This is a genomic window from Vreelandella arctica (assembly GCF_037070215.1).
Classification (GTDB): Bacteria; Pseudomonadota; Gammaproteobacteria; order Pseudomonadales; family Halomonadaceae; genus Vreelandella; species Vreelandella arctica.
This window is the reverse complement of sequence record NZ_JBANSN010000019.1, coordinates 38,149-62,287: the sequence shown is the minus strand read 5'-3', so window position 1 is coordinate 62,287 and position 24,139 is coordinate 38,149. Positions and strand designations below refer to the sequence as shown.

The 24,139-nt window shown below is 55.9% G+C and carries 23 protein-coding genes; 11 read left to right on the top strand and 12 right to left on the bottom strand.

The genetic code is table 11. The annotated features are described in order from the left end of the window. The first annotated feature begins 8 nt into the window (after window positions 1-8). Entirely contained in the window at window positions 9-1,190 is a 1,182-nt protein-coding gene (gene pncB / locus V8L70_RS15880) for a nicotinate phosphoribosyltransferase (RefSeq protein WP_008958936.1), read from the top strand. Between the two features lie 5 nt (window positions 1,191-1,195). Here pncB and recC read toward each other — a convergent pair whose 3' ends face one another. Then, complete coding sequence (recC, locus tag V8L70_RS15875) at window positions 1,196-4,813, bottom strand: exodeoxyribonuclease V subunit gamma (protein WP_101147782.1); 3,618 nt, start codon at window positions 4,811-4,813, stop codon at window positions 1,196-1,198. 178 nt (window positions 4,814-4,991) lie between these two features. Between recC and V8L70_RS15870 the strand changes: the two genes are divergently transcribed. From V8L70_RS15870 to V8L70_RS15850, 5 genes are all read left to right on the top strand, one after another. Continuing rightward, window positions 4,992-5,423, top strand: a complete 432-nt coding sequence (locus V8L70_RS15870) for a DUF2384 domain-containing protein (RefSeq protein ID WP_101147783.1) — start codon at window positions 4,992-4,994, stop codon at window positions 5,421-5,423. An 85-nt stretch (window positions 5,424-5,508) separates the two neighbouring features. Then, complete coding sequence (gene ilvD / locus V8L70_RS15865) at window positions 5,509-7,191, top strand: dihydroxy-acid dehydratase (RefSeq protein WP_101147784.1); 1,683 nt, start codon at window positions 5,509-5,511, stop codon at window positions 7,189-7,191. Between the two features lie 89 nt (window positions 7,192-7,280). After that, complete coding sequence (gene chrA / locus V8L70_RS15860; RefSeq protein ID WP_101147785.1) at window positions 7,281-8,477, top strand: chromate efflux transporter; 1,197 nt, start codon at window positions 7,281-7,283, stop codon at window positions 8,475-8,477. Window positions 8,478-8,614: 137 nt separating this feature from the next. Further along, window positions 8,615-8,848, top strand: coding sequence for a hypothetical protein (locus tag V8L70_RS15855; protein ID WP_083832267.1), 234 nt, complete (start codon window positions 8,615-8,617; stop codon window positions 8,846-8,848). A 43-nt stretch (window positions 8,849-8,891) separates the two neighbouring features. Then, the gene (locus tag V8L70_RS15850) at window positions 8,892-9,068 is read left to right on the top strand and encodes a hypothetical protein (protein ID WP_008958941.1); all 177 of its coding nucleotides are present in this window, start codon (window positions 8,892-8,894) and stop codon (window positions 9,066-9,068) included. Window positions 9,069-9,135: 67 nt separating this feature from the next. Here the strand turns inward: V8L70_RS15850 and V8L70_RS15845 are convergent, their stop codons facing one another. Next, window positions 9,136-9,408, bottom strand: a complete 273-nt coding sequence (locus V8L70_RS15845) for an XRE family transcriptional regulator (protein ID WP_008958942.1) — start codon at window positions 9,406-9,408, stop codon at window positions 9,136-9,138. A 219-nt stretch (window positions 9,409-9,627) separates the two neighbouring features. Here V8L70_RS15845 and purE point away from each other — a divergent pair, with 219 nt between their 5' ends. The 3 genes from purE to V8L70_RS15830 all read left to right on the top strand — a co-directional run bounded on the left by purE (window position 9,628) and on the right by V8L70_RS15830 (window position 13,027). Further along, entirely contained in the window at window positions 9,628-10,143 is a 516-nt protein-coding gene (purE, locus tag V8L70_RS15840; RefSeq protein WP_008958943.1) for a 5-(carboxyamino)imidazole ribonucleotide mutase, read from the top strand. Between the two features lie 11 nt (window positions 10,144-10,154). After that, window positions 10,155-11,276: a 5-(carboxyamino)imidazole ribonucleotide synthase gene (locus tag V8L70_RS15835; protein WP_008958944.1), complete on the top strand. Its 1,122-nt coding sequence runs from the start codon at window positions 10,155-10,157 to the stop codon at window positions 11,274-11,276. A gap of 176 nt (window positions 11,277-11,452) precedes the next feature. Next, window positions 11,453-13,027: a sensor domain-containing diguanylate cyclase gene (locus V8L70_RS15830; RefSeq protein WP_198556146.1), complete on the top strand. Its 1,575-nt coding sequence runs from the start codon at window positions 11,453-11,455 to the stop codon at window positions 13,025-13,027. Window positions 13,028-13,047: 20 nt separating this feature from the next. On the opposite strand, the gene V8L70_RS15825 is transcribed toward V8L70_RS15830, so the two are convergent. The 7 genes from V8L70_RS15825 to V8L70_RS15795 form a co-directional block, all read right to left on the bottom strand. Next, complete coding sequence (locus tag V8L70_RS15825; protein WP_336270124.1) at window positions 13,048-13,866, bottom strand: TraX family protein; 819 nt, start codon at window positions 13,864-13,866, stop codon at window positions 13,048-13,050. A 283-nt stretch (window positions 13,867-14,149) separates the two neighbouring features. Further along, complete coding sequence (locus tag V8L70_RS15820) at window positions 14,150-14,929, bottom strand: transporter substrate-binding domain-containing protein (RefSeq protein ID WP_290700371.1); 780 nt, start codon at window positions 14,927-14,929, stop codon at window positions 14,150-14,152. 189 nt (window positions 14,930-15,118) lie between these two features. Next, a complete protein-coding gene (locus V8L70_RS15815; RefSeq protein ID WP_290700368.1) occupies window positions 15,119-15,841 on the bottom strand; it encodes an ABC transporter permease in 723 nt (240 codons plus the stop codon). Window position 15,842: 1 nt separating this feature from the next. After that, complete coding sequence (locus V8L70_RS15810; RefSeq protein WP_336270122.1) at window positions 15,843-16,544, bottom strand: ABC transporter permease; 702 nt, start codon at window positions 16,542-16,544, stop codon at window positions 15,843-15,845. Window positions 16,545-16,559: 15 nt separating this feature from the next. Next, window positions 16,560-17,330 carry an ABC transporter ATP-binding protein gene (locus V8L70_RS15805; protein WP_336270121.1) on the bottom strand — a complete coding sequence of 257 codons (771 nt, stop codon included), beginning with the start codon at window positions 17,328-17,330 and terminating at the stop codon, window positions 16,560-16,562. 254 nt (window positions 17,331-17,584) lie between these two features. Beyond that, the gene (locus tag V8L70_RS15800) at window positions 17,585-18,562 is read right to left on the bottom strand and encodes a succinylglutamate desuccinylase (RefSeq protein WP_336270120.1); all 978 of its coding nucleotides are present in this window, start codon (window positions 18,560-18,562) and stop codon (window positions 17,585-17,587) included. Window positions 18,563-18,761: 199 nt separating this feature from the next. After that, entirely contained in the window at window positions 18,762-19,202 is a 441-nt protein-coding gene (locus tag V8L70_RS15795; RefSeq protein ID WP_176302011.1) for a hemerythrin domain-containing protein, read from the bottom strand. A gap of 216 nt (window positions 19,203-19,418) precedes the next feature. Between V8L70_RS15795 and wrbA the strand changes: the two genes are divergently transcribed. Continuing rightward, window positions 19,419-20,018: an NAD(P)H:quinone oxidoreductase gene (gene wrbA, locus V8L70_RS15790; RefSeq protein WP_008958954.1), complete on the top strand. Its 600-nt coding sequence runs from the start codon at window positions 19,419-19,421 to the stop codon at window positions 20,016-20,018. Between the two features lie 76 nt (window positions 20,019-20,094). Here wrbA and V8L70_RS15785 read toward each other — a convergent pair whose 3' ends face one another. Both V8L70_RS15785 and V8L70_RS15780 read right to left on the bottom strand, forming a co-directional pair. Continuing rightward, window positions 20,095-21,123, bottom strand: coding sequence for an SMP-30/gluconolactonase/LRE family protein (locus tag V8L70_RS15785; protein WP_176302012.1), 1,029 nt, complete (start codon window positions 21,121-21,123; stop codon window positions 20,095-20,097). A gap of 159 nt (window positions 21,124-21,282) precedes the next feature. Then, window positions 21,283-22,356 carry a tartrate dehydrogenase gene (locus V8L70_RS15780; RefSeq protein ID WP_336270116.1) on the bottom strand — a complete coding sequence of 358 codons (1,074 nt, stop codon included), beginning with the start codon at window positions 22,354-22,356 and terminating at the stop codon, window positions 21,283-21,285. Between the two features lie 183 nt (window positions 22,357-22,539). Between V8L70_RS15780 and V8L70_RS15775 the strand changes: the two genes are divergently transcribed. Then, a complete protein-coding gene (locus V8L70_RS15775) occupies window positions 22,540-23,466 on the top strand; it encodes a LysR family transcriptional regulator (RefSeq protein ID WP_336270115.1) in 927 nt (308 codons plus the stop codon). Here V8L70_RS15775 and V8L70_RS15770 read toward each other — a convergent pair whose 3' ends face one another. Next, window positions 23,467-24,003 (bottom strand): lipocalin family protein, encoded by a 537-nt coding sequence (locus tag V8L70_RS15770; protein WP_336270114.1) that lies wholly within the window; start codon window positions 24,001-24,003, stop codon window positions 23,467-23,469. Window positions 24,004-24,139: the final 136 nt, after the last annotated feature.

Here is a 24,139-nt window from a genome sequence, read left to right as displayed (position 1 = left end):
GGGATCTCATGCTGACATCGCTGCTGGATAATGACTTTTACAAGATCACGATGCAGAACGCCGTGATCAAACGCTTTCCCTATGCCCAGGCGCGCTACGCGTTTATCAATCGAGGCGAGCACGAATTTCCTGATGGTTTCGGTGCTGCGCTGCGCCGCGAAGTGGATCAGATGGCGACGCTGCGCCTGAGTGATGAGGAAAAGCGCTATCTCGAAACGACGTGCCCCTATCTCGATCCTACCTATCTCGATTTTCTGGCCGGGTTTCATTACGACCCTGCCGAGGTGATTATCGAGCAGCAGGGCAGTGACCTTTCGGTGATTATCGAAGGGCCCTGGTACCGCACCATTCTGTGGGAAGTGCCGTTGATGGCGCTGATCAGCGAGCTTTGGTATCGGCTGCGTGGTGTGTCGGTCACCCATGAGGCCGATGCGATGATCGAACAGCGCGCCCAGGAGAAGATCGAACTCTATCGCCGTCTTGGGTTGAAGATTGCCGAGTTCGGCACCCGTCGGCGCTTCTCGTTCGATGTTCATGACCGTGTGGTGGGCGCACTTTGCCACAATGGTGGCGAGGCGTTCAGCGGCACCAGTAACGTGCTGCTGGCCATGCGCCATGGGGTTAAGCCGATTGGCACCCACGCCCATGAGTGGTTCATGTTCCACGGCGCCCGCTTCGGTTTCAAGATGGCCAACAGCCTTGCCCTTGAGCATTGGGTGGATGTGTATCGCGGTGATCTGGGCATTGCCCTGACCGATACGTTCACCTCGCGGGCCTTCTTCGATAGCTTCGATAAGAAGTTCGCCAAGCTGTTCGATGGCGTGCGCCATGACAGCGGCGACCCTATTGATTTCGCCTCCCAAACTATCGCCCATTACGAGCGCCTGGGGATCAACCCGCTAAGCAAGACGATTATCTTTTCCGATGCGCTGACGCCGGAGAAGGTCGAGCATATTCACGCGTTTTGCAAAGACCGGATTGGCATGGCGTTCGGCATCGGCACCAACTTCACCAATGATGTGGGCGTCGAGCCGATGAACATGGTGATCAAGATGGTCGAGGCGCGTCCGGAAGGGCAGCAGTGGCTGCCGGTGATCAAGCTCTCCGATGTGCCGGACAAGCACACCGGCGACCCGGAGATGATTTCGCTGGCGAAGCGGGTGTTAACCCTGGGCTGGAAGAGCCATTAGGCTTGTCAGCCTTTAACAGCACGATGCAGCGGCGAATAGAGCGCTTCGGTTAGCGTGGCGAAGCCGTGACCAAGGGCTCGCTCTTTGAATAGCCTTTCGAAGCTCGGCCACTGGTGGGAAAGGTAGGCGCTTTGGGCGACTTCGCCGGTCTGGAAGCGTCCCCCTTCGTAGGCGGTTTCTGCGGCGGCGTAGGCATCGCTCTCCGGTTCGGATTCCGGCGTGCCTAGCTTCGCCAACCAGGCGAAAGCGGCCTGTGGCGCCAGCGGTAGCGGGGCCTGCATGCCATCGCACCAAGCGCTTAGCAAGTTTTGTAGCTGGTAGCGGGCGTTCTCGGCTTCTAGTGGTTCCAGCCGCACATGGCCCGCTTTGGAGAGTAGTTGGGTGGTCATCGGGCGCTCACTGTTGCCCGCCAGATGCGCAACCCAGGGCCGTAGCAGGTGTTGCCAGCGGTATTGACCACGGCCGCGCCCCTGGCTGACCAGGCTGCTGCTGAGCAGTAACAGGCGGCAGCGGTTGCCCGCTTCATCTTGGCGCAGTTCCCCCAGCCAATCTTCCAGCGCTACCTTTTCTTCAGTTCTCTCAACAACATGCACTTCCTGTGGTGCTGTTACCACGTGTGGCCACTCTTGTAACGCCTCTTCGTAGGCGCCGAACAGTGCCTCCATCGGTTCCGCCAGCGCTTCGCGCATCCGCTCGCCAAAGGCACCCACGGCCAGCACACCCTGACCCTTGAAGCGTTCCAGTGCGGCGTGCAGTGCTTCCATACGCGGTTGGCCGTTATCCACGGCGTGGCGTTGGGCGGCGATCAATTGATCCTGCAACTGCCAGTTCTGTAACCCGTCCAGGGTGAAGGGCTCGACATCCAGTTGGGTAAGCTCCTCCTGCTCGAAATAGACGCCAAGGCGGGTGTTGAAAAATGCCTTCGCGGGGTCGCGTAGAAAGCTGCCTAGCTGGGCCAGGGTTAGCGTGCTCTGCTGTTCGCTGTCTGCCTTAAGCGCTGGTGATTTTGCGTCTTGGGTGCTTTCGCCACTGGGGGTGTGCAGGACGTGCCACTCGTGGGCATAGGTGAATAGCCGTGCCTGGGCGGGGGAGTCGCTGGCCTGGGAAGAGAAGTAGCGGCGGCTAAACGGCTGCAGCGGGTGCTCGGTGGTTAACGCTTCCAGCAGCGGCTCGCCTTTTTGCGTGTGCCAGCCCGCTTCCAAGTGATCGCGCAACTGGCCGACCAGCACCGAGGGCGGCATGGGGTTGTTGTCGATCTGACTGCGGCCGACCCAACTGATATAGAGCTGTTGGCGGGCGGAGAGCAGCGCTTCCAGAAACAGGTAACGGTCGTCTTCCCGCCGCGAGCGGTCGCCGGGGCGGTAGTCGCTGCCCATCAGGTCAAAATCCAGCGGCGGCTGTGAGCGCGGGTACTCGCCGTCGTTCATGCCCAGCAGGCATACGTGCTTGAAGGGAATGGCGCGCATCGGCATCAGCGTGGCGAAGTTGACCGCCCCCGCGAGAAAGCGCTGGGAAAGACTGTGCTCGTCGATTTGCCCCAGCCAGTGCTCGCGCACCATGGAGAGCGGCAGGGGATCATAAAGCGCGGCCTCTTCGGTGCTGTCCAGCAACTGCTGTAGCGCGGTTTCCAGCTTGGTGAGCATCACGCTCTCTTGAGCGTCGTCGGTCAGGAAGTAGGTTTCCAGCAGTTCGCGCAGCCGAGCCACCCAGGTGGCGGTGTCGGTGGGCTGGCAGAAGGTCTCCCAGGTGGTTTCCAGCTTTTCCAGCAGATTTGCCAGGGGGCCTGCCAGGGAGGCTTCCAGCCCGCCAATATCGTCGAATGGCTCGATGCCTTGCCACGCCTCGGCACTGCCTACGGTATACCCCAGCAGCAGGCGACGCAGGCCAAAGGCCCAGGTGTTCTGGGTTAGGCCTTCGGGGAGGTCCAGCCGGGTGCGCTGCTCGGCATTGAGCCCCCAGCGAATGCCAGCACCCTCGATCCAGCGGCTCAGGGTGGGCAGGTCATATTCATCGATGCCAAAGCGTGCGCGCAGTGCGGGGACTTCCAGCAAGTCGAGCAAATCGCTTACCGAGAGGCGCAGTTCCGGCAGGCGCAGCAGTTTTTCTAGCGCGATCATCATCGGCAGGCGGTGGCGGCTGGCCTGATCCGAAAGTGTGTAGGGAATGTAACGCGGGTCGTCGGGTCGCGCGTTCACGTGATAGCCACCGAAAGCAGAGCGGTACTGGCCGAACACGGCTTCAATGTGCGGCGCGTAGCGGTCGATATCCGGCACCATGACGATGATATCCCGCGGGCGCAGATCCGGGTCGGCGCTGAAGGCCGCCAGCAGTTGGTCGTGAAGAATCTCCACTTCCCGCTGGGGGCCGTGGGCGATATGGAACACGATGGAGTCGTCACTGGCCGGGTCTAGCGCGGGCCAGTGAGTTTGGGTTTCTGCTACCGGCCGCAGCTCGCGGATATCGTCCTGCAGTTGGCTGAGCAGGCAGTGGCGCTCTTCGCCGCTGAAGGGCTCGAACATATCAATGCGCAGCGCCTGCTGCTCGAAGAGCGTTTGGTAGTTGCCTGAGTCGTCGTGTTCGTCGAGCAGGCGCAGGTAGTCGCGGCCCTGCTTGCCCCAGGCGGCCAGCAGCGGCTGGGCGTGCAGGTGCAAGGCGTCGTCGGCATCACCGGTGCCGAGCACATCCAGGGCGTCGGGCATGCCTGCCTTGCGTCGTTGGCGGTAGCGGCTGGCGCGGAGCAGGTCTTTGTGTTCGATGATATCCGCCCAGTAGTACTGGCAGGGGTTGTGCACGCAGAGCACTATTTGGCAGCAGCGTGAAAGCGCGGCCAGGGCTTCGAGGGTTTGCTGCGGCAGTGACGAGATGCCGAAAATGATCAATCGCCGGGGCAATCCGTGCGGGCACGCTTGGCCTTCAAGCTGTTCGGCGGCTTCCAGAAAACGGCTGTGTACCTGGGCACGGCTGCTGTTAAGGCCTGCGTCGCCTTGCGTCATCGCCACATCGTCGCGTAGCGCGCGCCATAATGCTGGCTGCCACAGTTGGTGCGCTTCCAGCGGGCGAGTTTCGCCACGGGCGGTGATCAGCACGTCGTTACCCTTGGCCCAGGCGTCCAGCCAGTCTGCGCGATACACCTGATACTGATCGAACAGATCCGCCAGCCGCTCGGCCAGTTGGTAGTGCTTACGCTGGTCGCGATCGACCTCTAAAAAGCGCGCCAGCGGCGCAAAGGCTTCCTGCTCGGCAAGGCTGGGCAGCAGGCGCAATAAGCGCCATATCAACCGTGACTGATCAAACGGCGACGTTTCCGGTACCGCGTGCTCGTCGTGGGTTAAGTGCGTCAACACCGTACGGTAGGCCTGCCATAGAAAGCGCGCGGGCAGCGTGACGTTCAATGCCGCCGCTATGCCCGCACCGCCCTGGGCCGGGTCTTCCGCCAGCGCCAGCTTTAGCCACTGCCCAATGCCGTTGCTCTGCACCAGAATAGTCTCGTTCTCCAGCGGCGAGAGCGGGTGTAGGCGCATCCACTCCACCGCCAAACCGCGCAGGTCTTCCAGGCGATTGGCGTGCACGACCATAAAGCCCGGCGTTAACGGCGTTTGTGAGAGCAGCGAGTTTGCAGACATGCACGAGGTTCCTTAATGGATGTTTCCTTCACGGCCAGGGCGGAGTGGCTAAGTGTATGGTGCCATAAGTTTAGTTCTTAAGCTTGAAACCCTAGCGTCCAGTTTCATAGCTGCTATGATGAAAATATGATGCATATAGGTTGTATATCGGCTGTATAAGCGTAGCAGGAGGTTGCCAATGGCAGTGGGCAATGTAAAAGAGTCATTGAATGAGCCTAACCGGTATCTGGTACCTGATTCGTTCGAGCGGTTTTTGGCTGACTTAAAGGGTGTTGCTCGACAAGAGCGCCACCCGTTGATTAACCCGAAGTTATTTGCCAGTGCATTGAGCATTGATATCCAAACGCTGGCCAGCCAAGCGCATGTTCATCGTACGACAATCTCACGTGCCCAAGGGGCAGAAAAACTTCAACGTTATTTGCGTGATGCACTTCGAGTGCTCGGTGCAGCGGCGGATATTAATGGTGATTTCCATGATGCTCTGTTTTGGTTTCGCAACGAGCCGCTTAGCGCATTTGACTATAAAACACCCGAGCAGCTAGTCAGTGAAGGTCGCGCAGATGATCTTCTGCGCTATGTTCAGGCGCTGCAAGCAGGTGTCGTGGAATGATTTTTTGCGTCCTCTTCCCTTGCGCGAACGCCGTGGCATCGCCAAGCTATGCGGATACCGTGAACAACGCTAAGAGAGATTTCTAATGTCAGATTCATCGCAAAACTCCCGCCGCCACTCTGCGCCTGTGGTTGATGGCCCAGGTAAAGCCGCTAGCCGCGCCATGCTGCGCGCGGTGGGCTTTACGGATGCCGATTTCAAAAAGCCTCAGGTGGGCATTGCCTCTACCTGGAGCATGGTGACGCCCTGCAACAGCCACATTAATGAGCTGGCCGAGTTTGCCCGCGATGGTGCCGATGCTGGCGGTGGTAAAGGTGTGATTTTCAATACCATCACGATTTCCGATGGTATTGCTAACGGCACCGAGGGTATGAAGTACTCGCTGGTATCACGGGAGGTGATTGCCGACTCCATTGAAACCGTAGCGGGCTGTGAAGGCTTTGATGGTTTGGTGGCCATTGGGGGCTGCGATAAGAATATGCCCGGTTGCCTGATGGGGCTGGCGCGTTTGAATCGTCCCAGCGTGTTCGTCTATGGCGGCACCATTATGCCCGGCAAAGGACATACCGATATCGTCTCGGTGTTCGAGGCGATGGGCGCACACTCCCGCGGCGATATCGACCTGATCGAGCTTAAAAACATCGAAGAAACGGCGATCCCTGGCCCTGGTTCCTGTGGCGGTATGTACACCGCTAACACCATGGCCTCTGCGATTGAGGCATTAGGCATGAGCTTGCCGGGCAGCTCCGCGCAGAATGCGATCTCTCAGGAGAAGCGCGATGACTGTAAAGCGGCGGGCGAAGCCGTGCTGGCGCTGCTAGCCGACGATATTAAGCCTTCCGATATCATGACCCGTGAGGCGTTCGAGAACGCGATTACGGTGACCATCGCGTTGGGTGGTTCTACCAATGCGGTGCTGCACTTGATTGGTATGGCGCGCACCATTGGTGTGGAACTGACCCTGGCGGACTTTACCGAGATCGGTAAACGCGTGCCGGTACTCGCCGATTTGCGCCCTAGCGGCCACTACATGATGAGCGAGCTGGTGGCGATTGGCGGTATTCAGCCGCTGATGAAAATGCTGCTGGACGCAGGCCTGCTCAACGGCAACTGCTTGACCGTTACCGGCAAAACGTTGGAAGAGAACCTGGCCAATGTAGCCCCTTACCCTGCCGAGCCGCCGATCATCGCTTCCCTCGGTAACCCGATTAAAACGGAAAGCCATTTGCGCATGCTTTACGGCAACTTGGCACCGGAAGGCGCAGTCGCGAAAATTACCGGTAAAGAGGGCACGCGCTTCTCAGGCTCGGCACGGGTCTTTGGCTCGGAAGAAGAAGCCCAGGCGCGCATTAACGATGGCACTGTCGTCGCAGGTGATGTGGTGGTGATTCGCTATGAAGGACCTAAAGGCGGCCCCGGCATGCGCGAAATGCTCACGCCTACCTCGGCGATTATGGGCCGCGGCTTGGGCAATGACGTGGCGCTGATTACCGATGGCCGTTTCTCGGGCGGCAGCCATGGTTTTGTGGTCGGCCATGTGTCGCCGGAAGCGTTCGACGGTGGCCCGCTGGCATTGGTAGAGAATGGCGATACCATCACCATTGATGCGGAGGCCGATACCATTGAGGTGGATCTGTCTGACGAAGAGTTGATGCGTCGTCGCGCAGCGTGGAAGCAGCCAGAACCCCGTTATACCCGCGGCGTGCTCGCCAAATATGCACGTCTCGTTAGCTCTGCCAGTACCGGTGCGGTAACAGACCAAGAGTAACGATTTATCGGCGGGTGTCATCAAGACGTCAAGCGCAAGGCTTAGCATATAAGCCTTGCGCTTTTTTATTGGGTAAACGGTGAGGATGGATGGTGGAGCAAACGCAGACAAGCAGGCGCATAGGCGAGGTGTTTTGGGCATTCTTAGCGCTGGGATTAACGTCTTTTGGCGGACCGGTGGCACATCTGGGGTATTTTCGTACTGCCTTTGTGGAGCGGCGTCAGTGGTTAAGCGAAAGTGCCTACGCTGATTTGGTGGCACTGTGCCAGTTTCTGCCCGGCCCGGCGAGTAGCCAGGTGGGGTTTGCGCTCGGCTTACTGCGTGCTGGTCCTTGGGGCGCGGCCATGGCGTGGCTGGCTTTTACGCTACCTTCGGCAATTATTCTGCTGTTGTTCGCATTGGGGGCTGCGGTGCTGGATGGTCCGATCGCCAGCGGTATCATCCACGGCTTAAAAGTGGTCGCGGTAGCGATCGTGGCCCATGCGGTGTGGGGGATGGCACGCAACCTCTGCCCGGATAAAGCCCGTGTAGGAATCGCCTTGGCCGCTGTGTTCACGGTGGTGGTGGTAAGCGGCCCGCTGGGACAGGTCGCCGCGATTGTATTGGGTGGTTTAGTGGGGCTGACGCTGTGCCGGAATAGTGCCGCCATAGCAGAAAGCGCACCGCTGCATTTTCCGGTTTCCCGCCGAGCAGGCTTGGTCGCGTTGGGGCTATTCGGCGGGTTGCTGATTCTACTGCCACTGATGGCGGGCGGTGCTGTTTGGCTTAACGTGATCGATGCTTTTTATCGTTCAGGTGCGCTGGTATTTGGTGGTGGGCATGTGGTGCTGCCGCTGTTAGAAGCCGAGGTAGTACAGTCGGGCTGGATAACACCGGATGAGTTCTTGGCAGGCTATGGCGCTGCCCAGGCGGTGCCAGGGCCACTATTTACGTTTGCGGCTTACCTGGGAGCACTTCTGCCCGGCATGAACGCGGTAGTGGGCGCTTTGTTGGCACTGCTGGCAATCTTTATCCCAGGGTTCTGGCTGCTGGTCGGCGTGCTGCCGTTTTGGAACCAATTTCGTCGGTGGGGCAGCGCTCAGGCGCTAATGCGCGGTGCCAATGCGGCGGTCGTGGGTATTTTAGGCGCAGCGCTTTATCAGCCGGTATGGACCAGCGCGATTATTGGCCCTTATGAGTTTGTTCTGGCACTTACGGGCTTTTTGCTGCTTAGCGTATGGAAACTGCCTGCTTGGCTGGTGGTTGCTCTAGTAGCGATAGCGGGAATCTTTATTCCTCTGCATTAAATGCTCCTTCAGCGCGCTGTGTGACGTAACCGGCACTTCTATTTTGTCGATAACCTTAACGCTGAATTTTCCCTACCTCGGCATTCTCTTCTACGCTAAATATGTCGCCAATCATGGCTAACGAGGGAGGGGGCATCATGACGGACATGGGAGTCTGTGCCTGTCCTGGCTGTGAGCATCACGTTTCCAGCGAGCAGGCGGTCATCACAGAAGGTCGCGCCTATTGTTGTAAGGTCTGCGCTGCTGGCCACCCTGGGGGAAGCGATTGTGTTCATAAAGGGTGCCCCTGTAGTGAGCTTAACCGCCCAGCCGAGGGTGAAGAGAGTGCAGGTGAAGAGGTAATGGACGGATTCAGTAACGCGCAATTTTAGCCATAGACACAGCGTAACTGCCCACATTGACAAGGAGACCACAATGTCTAGACAAGCTCGTATCGAACCGGTCATTGAAGCCAGTGATCTTAAAGAAACCATCACCGGATGGTTGGTGATTGATGAAACAGTGCCTGAAAACGAAGTCGTTGTTTCCGAGCACACCTCTAAGAAAGAGGCAATTCAGGCTGCCGAGGCGTTAGAGCAGCGCGAAGACTAACTAGTCCTCAAAACTAGCCCAGCAAATAAAAACGCCTCGCGAGAGCGAGGCGTTGATTAGCTATTGGCTATGGCGCCTCCAGCTCTAAGGTGCGACGCAGGGCGTGAAGTTCATCCACTCCCAGGTGCTCAAGCCTTCCGGCGAGCAGGTCGCTAATTTTCTGAACGGGAAGCCCTGCCCGGCGGGCAATTTCTCGGCTTCCTAAGTCTGATACAGCGATCAGACGTGTAATAATACGCATTAAACGCGTACGTTTTTCTAGTTCCCTGACATCGAGGTCAGGGCTGCTTCGCGGAGGATCTAGCTGTTCCGCAGTGGCAGTTGCGCGTGCCGTGCTCATGTGGCTCCAACAGTCTGAAATGACAAGGACACAATGCCGCCAACTCGTGCGCATTTCAATGCCTATTTTGATGAAAATTTCACGATTTCTGCAAAGCCCGCAAACGCGCTAGCTCTGGTAAACTAGGCGCCTTCCTATTTTGCTGTGTACCTGGGCCGGTACACGCCGCTTTTTCAATTTAGTATCGCTTTTATAGGCCGTTGGGCCGAGGAGTTTTGCATGTCGTCGAACAGCACACCCAAGGTGGGCGTGATCATGGGTTCTAAGTCTGACTGGCCGGTCATGGAGCACGCTGTCTCCATGCTGGAGCGTTTGGGCGTGGCCTATGAAACCCGCGTGGTCTCGGCGCACCGTACGCCGGACCTGCTGTTCGATTATGCCAAGGGTGCGGCCGAGCGCGGCTTACAAGTGATTGTGGCGGGTGCTGGTGGTGCTGCTCACTTGCCCGGCATGGTGGCCTCGCAAACGCCGCTGCCCGTGCTCGGCGTGCCGGTGGAGTCTAAGGCGCTTAAAGGCTTGGATTCGCTGCTTTCGATTGCGCAGATGCCGGGCGGCATTGCGGTGGGGACGCTGGCGATTGGTAAGGCGGGCGCCACTAACGCAGGCTTGCTGGCGGCGCAGATTGTTGGCTTACAAGATGCCACTGTGCGCAGTGCGGTCGAGGCGTTTCGCGCTGAGCAGACCCAGAAAGTACTCGATAATCCGGATCCGCGTCCCGATCCAGAAGCAGAATAAGGAGGCTGTCTATGAATATCGGTGTACTAGGCGCAGGCCAGCTAGGCCGTATGCTGGCGCTAGCGGGTTATCCGCTGGGCAATCGCTTCACTTTTTTAGATACCACGGGTAACCCCAGTGCAGGCATTGGCGACGTCATTGTCGACCCTAATAACCAGCACCTGGCTGAGTTTTTAGCCAAGGTGGATGTGGTGACTTACGAGTTCGAGCACCTGCCGGTGCAACTGGTACGGGAAATTGAGCAGCACAAGCCGGTTTACCCGAGTAGCCGCGCCATTGAAGTGTGCCAAAACCGGGTCGAAGAGAAGACGCTATTTGACCGCTTGGGAATTCCGACGCCTGCTTATCGTGTGGTGGAAAGTGCCGAGCAGCTTGAAGCCGCCGCCCGCGAGCTGGGCTGCCCGGTAGTGGCTAAATCGGTCACGGAAGGCTACGACGGTAAAGGCCAGGCAGTATTGAAACAGCCTGAGCAGGCGGCAGATGCATGGGCCGCTATTGGCCATTCGCAGCTAGTCGTTGAAGCATTTGTCGATTTCGTGCGCGAAGTCTCGATGATTGCCGTGCGCGGTCGTGATGGCGAGGTGGTGTTCTACCCTATGGCGGAAAACCAGCATGTGGATGGCATTCTGCGCTATTCCGTTGCGCCGCTGCCGGATCTGGATGCTAGCGTTCAGCAAACCGCCGATAGCTATATCCGTGCGTTGTTGGATGAGTTGGATTACGTGGGGGTGCTGGCGTTAGAGCTGTTTCAAACCCGCGATGGCAGCCTGCTGGCCAATGAAATGGCCCCACGCGTACATAACTCCGGCCACTGGACGATGGACGGCGCGGTGACCAGCCAGTTTGAGAATCATCTGCGTGCTATTCAGGGCTTGCCGTTGGGCGATACCCAGGCGATAGCCCCCACGTGCATGATTAATGTAATTGGTCGTGAGGGGGATAATGCGGCGATCCTGGCGCTTACAAACACGCACCTGCATCGCTATGACAAAGCAGAACGTGCCGGGCGCAAACTCGCCCACGTCAATATCCTGGCACCCAACCATGCCGAACTGCTTGAGAAAGTTCGCGCCTGTAGCGCTTTGTTGCCCGATGCTCCCCCTCCAGATCTCAGTTTTTCAATCAAACAGTAGTGCTCCAAAGCCGCCTGCCCCGCAAGCGGCTTTTTTGCTTACTTAATGGGTCAGTAGTTGACCGAGTACGCAACTTATATCGCTAAAATTGCCTAAATGCGCTAAAAAGGAATCACAAAAAAATCAGCTTACTAGGCTGAAACCAATAGCACTTTTTCATTAGGCGGGTAGTCGGTATGTCTCAATCCTCAACTACGAGGACTGCGTCGGGGATGCGTAGTGGTTTCCAGCGCGATCATCATGTCACCGTAAAACGCTTACACAGCGAGAAAGTACGCCTTCTGTACGATAACTTATGGCAGCCCGTGCTTAGCAGTGTGTTGGCAGGCATGTTGTTAGTGGCTGCCATGTGGCCGGTAGTGGCGAGCTGGATACTGCTGACTTGGCTTGCCGTTTTGACCTTTGTGTCGTTGGCTCGCCTTGCCTTGGCTTACTATTTTAGCCGCTTACCCGCGCAGCAACAGCAGCGCCGCCGCTGGTTACATCGGTTCAGCATTGGTGCGATTGCGGCTGGCTGCGTGTGGGGTTCTGGTGGGGTATTTCTGTTTACCGGCGAAAACCATGGCCAGGTAGCCGCGCTTTCGATTGTCCTGGCCGGTATTGCCGCTGGCGGCATCACAACGCTTTCTGCCGTATGGTGGGTTTCGCTTGGCTTTGTGTTGCCGATTATCCTGCCCTTGCTGGTGCAGTTTTTGTTGTTAGGGTCATCACTGGCAATTCTCATTGGCGCCATGCTAAGCCTGTTTTTAGGCCTGATTATTACTACCAGCCGACGCCTAAGTCGCATTATTCACGACAATATTGCCCTGCGGGTGAGTATGTCTGCTCGCGAAGTGCAGTTGCAAGAAAGCGAAAACCGCTACCGCTCTATCTTTCAACGTTCGCCGCTGGGCGTGCTGCATTTTGATGAACATGGCCAAGTAACGGACTGTAATAGCAAACTGCTGGATATCCTGGGTGTTAACCGTGCGCAGCTGCTCGGCTATCGCATGCTATCCCATTCGGCGGATAGCAGAGTGGCAAAGGCTGTGCGCAACGCACTGGCCAAAGGCACTGGCTATTACGAAGGAACCTACTATCTGCCCAAGGCTAGCGCGGGAACGCCCCTGCGTGCCTTCTTCAATGGCGTACATAGCGCGGGTAACGAGATGGTTGGCGGGGTAGCGATTATCGAAGATTTTACTGAGCGTAAGCGCGCCGACGCGATTATTTACCGCCAAGCCTACTATGACTCACTCACTGATTTGCCCAATCGTCGCCTGTTTATTGAGCGATTAGCTGCCCTCTGCAATGAGAAGCAAACTGAACAGCAGGGCGGTTTGTTGATGTTTTTAGATTTAGATCGCTTCAAGCTGATTAACGATACCTGGGGGCACGCCACCGGGGATGATTTGCTGGTGCAAGTAGCCCGCCGCCTAGAAGGCTGTCTGCGCGAAGGCGACATGGCCGCACGGCTTAGCGGCGACGAGTTTGTCCTGCTGGCACTGCTTGAAGAAGAGGCAGAGGTAGATATGGAAGCCGCTGCTGAAGTTTATATGTGCGCTGTTCAGCAGGCACTCTCTGAACCTTATCGGCTTGAAAGCCGCTGGGTGGAGGTAACACCCAGCATGGGATACACCTGCTTTATGGCCGCTGATTGTGACGATGAAGAATTGCTTAAGCAGGCCGATATTGCGATGTACCGCGCCAAAACGGAAGGGCGAGCACGCCTACGCCGCTTTAAGCCCTGGATGCGGGATGCCATGCATTAAAGCGGCGTTGAAAGAATCTTTTAGGCTATCTGTCCGCTCAGCAATAGCCATAGCGCGATTAATGCAAAGTGGCCGGGATACCACGCTAACCATAGACGCCGCGGCATCGCCAAGTTAATGGCAGGAATGCGTTGGGCGGCCCCTGCGGCAAGTATCAGCACCACCACACAAGTGCCTACGGTAAATGACTTGGCCATGTCAGACGCATTCATTTGACCGGCAATCCAAAGTGCCGGAAACGCTGCTAACCCGGCCCACAGGCGCGACTGAAAGTCACTGTCCGCTTGGCTCAAGGCATGCATGGCAAACATCAATAGCGGAATCAGCAACAGCCCATTGTGGCCATACTCGACCCAGAACCCCAGCAGATACCACACCGTAACGCCTAGTGCGGCACCAGCTAACAGCCAGGGCATGGTGAGGGTTTGCTGCTGGTAGTGCTGCCAACCTTGGCGCACGAGCGCGCCCAGGGCCAAGCCGCTGGCGAGAGTAAAACAGACATTCAGAATGAAGGCGTCTGACGTCCGCGGCATCATCATATAGGGAAGCTGGGCGACCAAACCGATAATCAAAATCCGCCGCGAGTAGCGTAGCGGATTGCGGGTATTAAACAGCCCGTGCCAAGCCACCATGGCGGCAAACAGCGGAAAGGCGATACGGCCAATGGAAGACCCGGCCCAGCTCAAATCCCAGTCGCCGGGTAATATGTAGCGAGTGAGGTGGTCAATGGTCATGGTGAGCAGCGCCAGCCATTGCCCCCAGCCTGTCCAGTGAGAAGAAGGACGCAGTGTCGCAGCAGCCTCTTGAGCCACCGAGTGGGCGGCTGATTTTTCAACCATGGTACCTCCTTGTAAATCTGCGTTGAGAAATAAAGACCTGCATTTTGTAAACGAGTTCGCTGAATTGGCTTAACGTTTCTCAACGTCGCGACAACTATGCGATGGAGTTTACTCGGTTTCGTGGCTACTTGGTGGTTGTTGCGGTTAGTGGTTACTTAAGGGGGGTGGGAATTCAGCGTCAGAGAGAAGAGAGAGGAGGTATGCAGGAGACTGTCTGAGAGGTTACTTGGGGGATTGGAAAACCAATACCTCCCCGGCGCTTACGCCGGGGAGGAGAGAGCGGTTACTCAGCGTCTTCTTCACCAAAGTAACGGGTATAGATTTCGTCGTAAGTGCCGTCTTCTTGCACTTCAGCGAGTGCTTCGTTGAATTTTTCAGCCAGTGCTTCGTCGCGCTGACGGAAGGCGATACCAAAGCCGTCACCGAAGTACTCTTTCGGCTCGCTAATGCGCTCACCTACGACGACGTATTCTGCTTCGTCGCTTTCCAGTAGGGTCGATTGGCCAATCGGGAAGTCAAGGAAAACGATATCCAGGCGCTCGGCGGCCATATCCAGCACCATGTCATCGGCGGTGGAGTAGCGGCTGATGTCAGCCACGTCACTGAAATTGTCGGTAACGTAGTTGTCCTGCAGGGTGCCGCGTTGAACGCCGATCGTCATGCCTTCCAGCGTTTCTGTGGTGGCTTCGCTAATACCCAGGTCGCTGGCGGCGAACCAGGCTGACGGCATGGTGATGTAGGGGTCTGAGAACAGTACTTGCGCACGACGCTCTTCATTGATCGTCATGGACGACATAATGGCGTCGTAGTTGCGAGACATTAACCCTGGAATGATGCCATCCCATGCTTGCTCGACCCATTCACAGGTAACGCCCATGCGGTCGCACAGCTCGTTGCCCAGGTCGATATCAAAGCCGGTGAGCTCGCCTTCAGCGGTGCGGAATTCCATCGGTTCGTATGGAACGTCAACGCCAATACGGACGTTGTCGTAGTCACGTGCTTGTGCTGAGGAGGCGGCCGCTACTGCTAAGCCGAGTAGTGAAAGAGTTAGTAATTTTTTCATATTATAGCTATCTCCATAGAAAAGCGGACTCACCAGAATGTGATCCCCGTTTTTAACTGACAAATAGTTGTTAGCCGACAATTAAACTAACCCAGGTTGGCGCTGACGAAAAGAGCTTACATGCCAGTGAACCAACGTTTGTTTGACGGTTTCATCATTTTTTCATGATTAACGGTCTTGGCGGCATACTTATGAATTTAGGTGCGCTAACAGTTTTTTCTCCAAATAACGGAAAAAGAACAGGATCGCGAACGTTAAGCATAAATAAATGGCAGCCACGAACAGAAAAGCTTCGAAAGGGGCGTAATAACGCGCATAGACAAAGCGCGCGGCGCCGGTTAAGTCCATCAAGGTGACCACGCTGGCAATTGCGCTGGCGTGTAGCATAAAGATTACTTCATTGCCGTAAGCGGGCAGGGCACGGCGAAATGCACTGGGTAAGATAATCCGTCGCATCATCAAGCTCTGCGACATGCCATAGGCGCGGGCAGCTTCGATCTCGCCTTGCGCGGTGGCTTTAATCGCGCCGCGGAAGATCTCGGTAGTGTAAGCGGCGGTATTGAGCGTAAAGGCGATTAAGGCCGGATAGAACGCTTCGCGCAGCACTGGCCATAAAAAGGTGTCTTGAATGCCGTCAATAAACACCACGCCGTAGTAGATGATATAGAGCTGAATCAACAGCGGCGTACCGCGAAATACGTAGGTATAAAAATAGATCGGTAGGCTAATCCATTTATGTTTGGAGCTGCGCATGATCGCTAGTGGCACGGCAAGTATTAGCCCGGCGATAAGTGATAAGAAGACTAATTGGGTGGTGGTGACTAAACCTTCCCAATAGTAGCCCAGCGTATCGGCGGTAAAAATGGTATTGCCAGCGAGTAGGTCATTGAACCAAGCGGAAATATCGAGCATATCACTGACCTCCAAAGCCGATGTCGTAGCGTTTTTGCAGCCGCGCAAAAATCCATTCGGAGACGCTGGCGATCAATAGGTAAGCCACGGCGACCGGGATCAGGAAGGTGAACGGCTCGTGGGTGGCGCGAGAGGCTTCAGCGGCCACGCGTACCATGTCGGTTAACCCAATCACGGATACCAGCGCAGTGGTTTTGAGCAGTACCATCCAGTTATTCGACAGCCCAGGCAGGGCATGCCGCATCATTTGCGGAAAGCGGATACGGCGAAAGACGAGACCGCTGCTCATGCCATAAGCCTTACCTGCTTCGATCTGCCCGTTATCCACGGCCATAAAGGCGCCGCGAAAGGTCTCGCCCATGTAGGCACCAAAGATAAAACCAATGGTAAGCACACCCGCGGCAAAGGCGTTGAAGTTAATATAAATATCGATGTCGTAGTTGTAATAGAGCATGTCGCTGATGGCGTTGACACCAATCTGGCCGCCAAAAAACAGCAACATCATTAACACCAAATCCGGTACGCCACGAATGAGCGTGGTGTACACCGTGGCGGTTCGCTTTAACAACCAACTGCGCGACATTTTTGCGCTGGCGGTCAGTAATCCTAAAATAATCGCTAAAATTAACGATAGCACCGCCAATTGAACAGTGACGCCAGCCCCTTCTAACAGCCGGGGCCCATAGCCTTGCAAATCAATCATGGTGAGCCTCGCGGATCAGTATTTAGGTGCCAGGAACTGCTGCAGGCGCGGTGATTGCGGGTTGCCTAGCACTTGATCCGGCGGTCCCGCTTCTTCCACTAGGCCTTGGTGAAGATAGATTACTTGGCTGGAAACATCTCGGGCGAAGCTCATTTCGTGGGTGACCACGACCATGGTGCGGCCCTCTTCGGCCAGCCCGTGCATGACCTTCAACACATCACCTACTAACTCTGGGTCGAGGGCGGAGGTGGGTTCGTCAAATAGCATGACTTCCGGGTCCATCGCCAGTGCGCGCGCGATGGCGCCACGCTGCTGCTGGCCGCCGGACATCTGTGCCGGGTAGGCGTTGGCACGGGCGCTTAATCCCACACGATCGAGCAGGGCGTGGGCGTGTTCCAGGGCTTCTTTTTTGGGTTTTTTCAGTACATGAATCGGCGCTTCAATGATGTTTTCCAGCAGCGTCATGTGGGCCCACAAGTTGAAGCTTTGGAAAACCATGGAGAGCTTGGCACGCATTTGCACCACCTGCTTCCAATCTTCGGGCTCGCGACCATGCTTGGTGGTTTTAAAACGAATCGGTTCGCCGTGGACAATGAGGTCGCCATCGTCGGGCTGTTCAAGCAAATTCATGCAGCGCAAAAAAGTACTTTTACCCGACCCAGAGGCACCAATCATGGTAATCACGTCGCCCTTTTGGGCTTGCAGTGAGAGACCTTTCAGAACTTCCGTATCGCCAAAGCGTTTTTTAATATTACGCACTTCAAGGGGAGTAGGCGTAGCGGCCATAACATTGGCTCCAGTACAGAGTTGCCGCAGCAACGGGTTATCAGCGGTAGTTTATCAATAACGGGCTGTGATGCGGCTGGCGCGAAAAAAGGGGCGATTCTATCAGGCTGGACGCATAATGCGCGCCCTACTTATCACATTAAACATTCGACGTTAGTTGTATCAACGCCGAGCAGCCTGTTGTCGCCTCACCATTATTATTGTCAATCTCTCTAACGTTAGAAGGGTCTTTAGGAGCGCCTTAACGCTTAACCCTACGTAACCGGTGCCACCAACAGTGCCGCGCGGGCACCCACTTCTACATTGGCGTTAGGGAAGACCACGTGAAGGGGCGTATCACCCACTCGGAACTCTCCAGCTTCTCCATCTTGCGCCAGCAGCGTGCCAGGCTCAAAACGGTTGAAGTTGGCCGTGTCTTCGGCAAAACAGAGCTGAAAATCATCTGAGTGGCGAATCAGCTCATGCTGTACCTTAAAAAACTGCATTTGCGAGGCTGGCTGGTGGGCCGGGGAGTGCCCTTCACTTAACGCTGTGAGCAGGGCACACATAGGTTTTAGAGACGCCATATCGTTTTGACCGAAGGGCGCCACGCGGCCCAATTCAAACGTGAAGGCCTGGGCGGCGTGATAGTGCTTGCTGTAGTGGGAGAGTGTCCAGCTGTGCTGATGTTGGTGTAGCACCGCCTGCATATCCGCAGCGGCGAGCCACCCCCATTGCTCAGCGTCGGTAGAGGAGTCGGCAAATGGTTCGACAACGAAGCGGGGATAACGGCTATCCCGGATGGCGGTGTGTAGGTCGTAGTGCAGTTTGGGTAGCCCTGAATGGCGGGCGTAAAAGTTATCCACGGCGGCCATTAATGCTCGGGCGCGTTCCGGCTCTTCGCCTTCAGCGCGTAATTCACGCTTAAACAACCGGTTCAGGTTAGTGGTCATAAACCGCTGCTGTGCTTTAAGCGCGGGTAGGTTCCCAAGGATGACCAGCACGGGCGCGCCAAGTATGGCGCTACCGGCTTCCAGGCGGCTGAGCCATTCACCGATCAGTTCAACGGGCGCGGTTTCATTACCGTGGATAGCCGCTGAAAAAATGCACGCGTGGGCCGCGTGGCTTGCCGTATTCGGTGTGAGCTCCAAAACGCCCGGTGCATACAAGTGGTAGCTACCGCTTGGGAAGACGCCTTGCTTTTTGTCCGGGAGCTGCCCGTCAAGCGACCAGTCGAGCCATTGGCCTAGCATTGTCAGCTCCTTAGTCTCTGTTTTTAGTGTCGTTGTCGTTATAAAAAGTGAGCCTAGCATTACCACGCTAACCGTATGTCACAAGACACTAGGTCGTTCGCATGTAAAAGCCCAGCGTATTCGTGAAAAGCATAAGGGAACTGGCATCAAAAAAAGCGCCCATGCGATGCATGAGCGCTTTTTCAAGCTGCGTGTCGAGTTACGCTGAGCGCTGGCGCTCCATTTCCTGCTGATACTCACTGGCAAGGGAGGTTTTTTGGTTGTCTGGTAGGCCTCGGCCAGCCAACTGGAACACTTCCTGCTCTTCTTCATCAAGGTGGTGAGTCACTAAATGCTGTAGCTGTTTAGCATGGGTCAGCCAGTTAGTGGCGCTGTAGTCGGTTTCATCGAGAAGTTCTATAAGCTCATCAATTTCATGATGTTCGGCCACGCTGTGACGAGCCTTTTCCTGGGTCAAATCCATTTCCATCAGCGGGATGTAGAAAGCGCGCTCTTCGGCTGCGGCATGACCATGCAGTTCTTTTTTCACTTGCTTGTAGAGTGAGTCGCGCTCGTCGCTATCTCCATGAGTCTCAATCAAGCGGGCAAGCAGATCACGCTGAATATCATGATCCTTGCGCAGGGCTTCAAAAATCGTCATTCCAGACTCCTTGGATACGTTTAGGTAGGCAAGACCAAAGCTAGTGGGGGTTTGCGCAAAGTGCAAGCTGGCGTTCGTCGATGAAATCGATGCCCGCAGACGAAAACATTCGCTTTTATCTACGCTTGAGTGCGCTATGTTGTGGGTACTGTTTATTGAGAAAGCCCAACGCACTGCTAAGTTACTTATAAGCCACACATCGCTAAGGAGATATCCATGACAAAGGTTCTGGTACTTTATTACTCCATGTACGGTCATATCGATACGATGGCGCACGCCGTTGCAGAGGGCGCAAAAAGCGTCAGCGGCGTTGAAGTCACCGTTAAGCGCGTACCTGAAACCATGCCCGCGGAAGCCTTTAAAAACGCAGGCGGCAAGCAGGATTACGATACGCCGGAAGCTACGCCGCAAGAACTCGCTGATTACGATGCGATTATCTTCGGTACGCCAACCCGCTTCGGCAATATGACCGGGCAAATGCGTACTTTCCTGGATCAAACCGGTGGCCTATGGGCTAACGGCGCACTTCGCGGCAAAGTTGCCAGCGTGTTTACGTCTACCGGTACGGGCGGTGGTGATGAAATGACCATTACCTCTACGTGGACCACGTTGGCTCACCACGGAATGATCATTGTACCGATTGGTTATGGCCTTGAAGAGCAGTTCGATATTTCCAAAGTGAGCGGCGGCACGCCTTACGGCGCTGCGACCCTTGCTGGCGGCGATGGCTCTCGCCAGCCCGATGAGCGCGAGCTCAAAATTGCTCGTTTCCAGGGTGAGCTAGTCGCCAAGACAGCGGCTAAACTAGCCAGCTGATGAAGTGGTAGTTCATAACGTAAAAGCCTCGCTGGCATTGTCCAGCGAGGCTTTTTTATGGGTGATATCGACACTGCTAGGCGCCGCGTGCCGCGGTGTAAATGGTGTAAACGGATTGGCTGGCGGTCATAAATAACCGGTTACGATTCGCACCAGCAAAACATACATTGGAACAGACTTCAGGCAGCAAAACCCGCCCCAGCAGCGTGCCTTCCGGCGAGAAAACCACGACGCCATCAATACCTTCGCCACCGTTGGCGCTCGACCAGATATTGCCATCCATGTCGCAGGCCATACCGTCGAAAATGGTATCTTCGCTGGTAACGACCACTTGGCGGTCACTGACGCTTTTGCCATCTTCGCCAAGCGACCAGCGAATGATTCGCGCGGGCTCGTCAAAATGGGTGGGGGCACTGTCACTGGCGTAGAAACCCTTGCCATCCGGTGTTAGTACAATACCGTTGGGTTTAAAAATATCGTCGGTCAGCAGGATAGGTTCATCAAGGCTGTCATCGACGTAATAGATAGCGGTTTCAAGTTCCAGATCACGCTTCTTGCCCTCATAGTCGAAGTGGGCGCCGTAACCGGGATCGGTAAAGATCACACCACCCGACGGGAGCGCCACCACGTCATTGGGAGCATTGAGTGGCTTGCCTTGATAGCGCTCGGCAAGCACCGTGGTGCTGCCATCCCACTCGTAGCGTAACACCCGAGAAGGGTAGTGTTCGCAAGCAATTAGCCGGCCCTGGTGATCAAAGGTATTACCGTTAGAGTGGCCAACGTTGTCTCTTAAAACGCTGACCTGGCCAGTCGCTTCGTCCCAACGCATCTGCTTGGCTCGGGGGATATCGCTGAACACAACGTAACGGCCCACGGCATTCCAGGCCGGCCCCTCTGTCCATAGTCCGCCACTCCAGTGGCGCTCCAGCGGGCTATTAAAAATCATGTAGTCACTGAAGCGCTGATCCTCAACTTTCCAGGCATCAATGGGGTAGCGAGCGGGAGCGGACCCTGGCGGGGCCTGCATGGCAAACAGCTGGGGGGAAGTACCGACTGCGGCCAGAGCGGCCGTTGCCGAGAGAAACTGACGGCGTCCAAGTTTCATAGCATTATCCTGAGTTTGTTTGTTGATGTTGTTACGAGCGAAGTGAAACTGACGTTTTCTTCACCTTCAGGACAAATGTAGAACATAGGCGTGTAAAAAACATACATTGTCTGCCCGGTTGGACTCAGCCGGGCAGACAATCGCTATAGCAGATGAACGTCAGCGTGTAATAGCGTCAGCAATTGCCTTGCCTAAGCTTTGCGTTGTGCCTTGGCCACCCACATCGCGGGTGAGAACTTGGCTGTCGCCTGCGCTCAACACTTCCTCAATGGCGCTTACCAGCGCATCACCGGCTTCCTTGTAGCCAAGGTGCTCAAGCATCATGGCACCTGACCAGATCTGGCCGATAGGGTTGGCGATGCCTTTACCAGCGATATCCGGTGCGCTGCCGTGTACCGGCTCAAACAGGCTGGGAAAGTGGCCTTCTGGGTTGATGTTGGCTGATGGGGCAATGCCGATTGTGCCGGTGCAGGCGGGGCCCAAGTCGGAAAGGATATCGCCGAATAGGTTGCTGCCCACGACCACATCGAACCAGTCTGGGTGAAGGACGAAATTGGCGGTCAGAATATCGATATGGAATTTATCCACCGCGATCTCAGGGTAGCCCTTCGCCATTTCGACGACGCGCTCGTCCCAGTACGGCATGGTGATGGAAATGCCGTTGGACTTGGTGGCAGAAGTAAGCTTTTTGCGCGGGCGGGTTTGAGCCAGTTCAAAGGCGTACTTCAATACACGGTCCACGCCGGTGCGGGTCATAACCGTGTCTTGAATCACCACTTCACGGTCGGTGCCTTCAAACATTTTGCCGCCAACGCTTGAGTACTCGCCTTCGGTGTTCTCACGCACTACATAGAAATCGATATCGCCGGGTTCGCGGCCTGCCAACGGGCTTTTAATGCCGGGCATCAGCTTGCAGGGGCGCAGGTTGATGTACTGATCGAACTGGCGGCGGAACTGCAGCAGCGAGCCCCATAGGGAAATATGGTCAGGTACTTTATCGGGCCAGCCGACTGCGCCATAAAACAGTGCATCGAAGCCTTTTAACTGCTCAAACCAATCATCCGGCAGCATCTTGCCGTGTTCGAGGTAGTAGTCGCAGCTACCAAACTCAAAAGTAGTGAACTCAAGGTCGATATTAAAACGCTTGGCGGTTGCCTCGAGGGCACGAATGCCTTCGGGCATGACTTCGGTGCCGATGCCGTCGCCGGCGATAATGGCGATACGATGAGCCATGGTGCTTCCTTCTCTTGTTAGTGGCTGACAATTGCTGGCAAGTACTGGGTCTGGCAAGTACTAGGTCTGGTAAGTACTAGGTCTGGTAAGTACTGAATAGAGTGTAGCGGCTATTTTGGTGGAGATAATCAGGCTACTATTCAAGCTATTGTTGCGTAAAAGTGAAGAGTGGCTAAGGGGTGTATGGCACAACTGGATGATTTGGCGTTTTTTCAACACCTGGCACGGGCAGGCAGCTTAACGGCAACCGCCCGTGAATTGGGGCTATCGCTCTCCGCCGTGAGTAAGCGGCTGAAACTTTTAGAAGCGCGTTTGGGGGTCGAATTGGCCGCCCGTACCACTCGGCGGTTGACGCTGACGGCGGAGGGCGAGCGCTACCTTGCCCGTGGCACGCTCATTTTGGATGAGCTTGCCGAGTTGGAGAGCTCCCTGGGTGAGCGTTCCAACCAAGCCCTTAGTGGTCGGTTGCGTGTTAATGCCACGTTTGGCTTTGGCCGCCGTCATATTGCGCCGTTACTATCGCGTTTTTGTGCTGAGCACCCTGAGGTGGAGGGCTGGCTAGAGCTCACCAACTTTCCGCTCAACCTAAGCGATCACGGCTTTGATATCGGCATTCGTGTGGGTGAACCCCCAGAGTCGCGTTTAGTCGCGCGACGCATTTTAGCGAATCGACGCATACTCTGCGCATCGCCTGGCTATATCGCTCACTCGTCGCCCCTTCAGACACCGGCTGATTTGCAGCAGCATGCTTGTCTAGTCATTCGTGAGAACGACAGTGATTTTCCGCTATGGCGCTTTGAACGCAGCGAGCCGTCCAAAAAGGAGCAAACGGTAAAAGTCAGTGGCCGGTTAGCCAGCAATGATGGTGAGGTGATTACCCGTTTGGCGTTGGACGGCCATGGCGTGATGCTGCGCTCTTGGTGGGATGTAAACGAGCACCTTGCCAGTGGCGCGTTAGTTGAACTGCTGCCTGGCTGGCAGAGTGTACGAGCGGACTTCTATGCGGTCTATGAGCAGCGCAGGCATGTGCCCGCCCGGCTGCGTGCTTTTATTGCCTTTGTTCAGCAGGAAATGGCGGGGCGGGTATCGGCGCTGCCGGAGTCTTCCTGACTAGCGATTAGGGCAGGCTTCGCCCTGGGCGACATCGATCAGTTCATCGGTAGGAAAGTCCAGCTCCGCTGCACGCTGGCGCAGGCGGGACTCCGTCGCGCTATCCATTTCCGGTGTACGCGAGAGCATCCATAGGTAGTCTCGGTTAGGTCCCGCTACCAGCGCCCACTGGTAGTCATCGTCGAGTTCAAGAATGTTATAGCCGCCGTAAAAGGGGCCAAAAAAGCTCACTTTCAAACGGCCCACATTTTTATCATCAATAAAGTAGGCGCGGCCTTCGGCTTCATCCCACACTTGCTCTTCCAGGTTGTAGCCACGGTTGATCACGCGTACGCCGTCGTCATCGCGCAGGCTATAAGTGGCGGTGACGCAATCAAGGCCACGCTCAAATGAGTGGTCCAGGCGCGCTATCTCGTACCATTGGCCCAGGTAGCGATCTAATGCAAAGTCACTAACCGGCTCGGTTCCCTCGGGAATGCCGGTGCAGCCGGTAAGAAAAGCCATACTGATGACGCTGCTTCCTAGCAAATGTTTCATTTAAGCGCTCCTTGGCGATGAGTCTTTGGCGATCGGCTATGTTGTGTACTATCAGACGTTACATTCTGTCGTCATTTTGCCATATAAGAAGGACACGCTGATGACGTGTCGCTAATGAGATAGCAAACACAGGAGT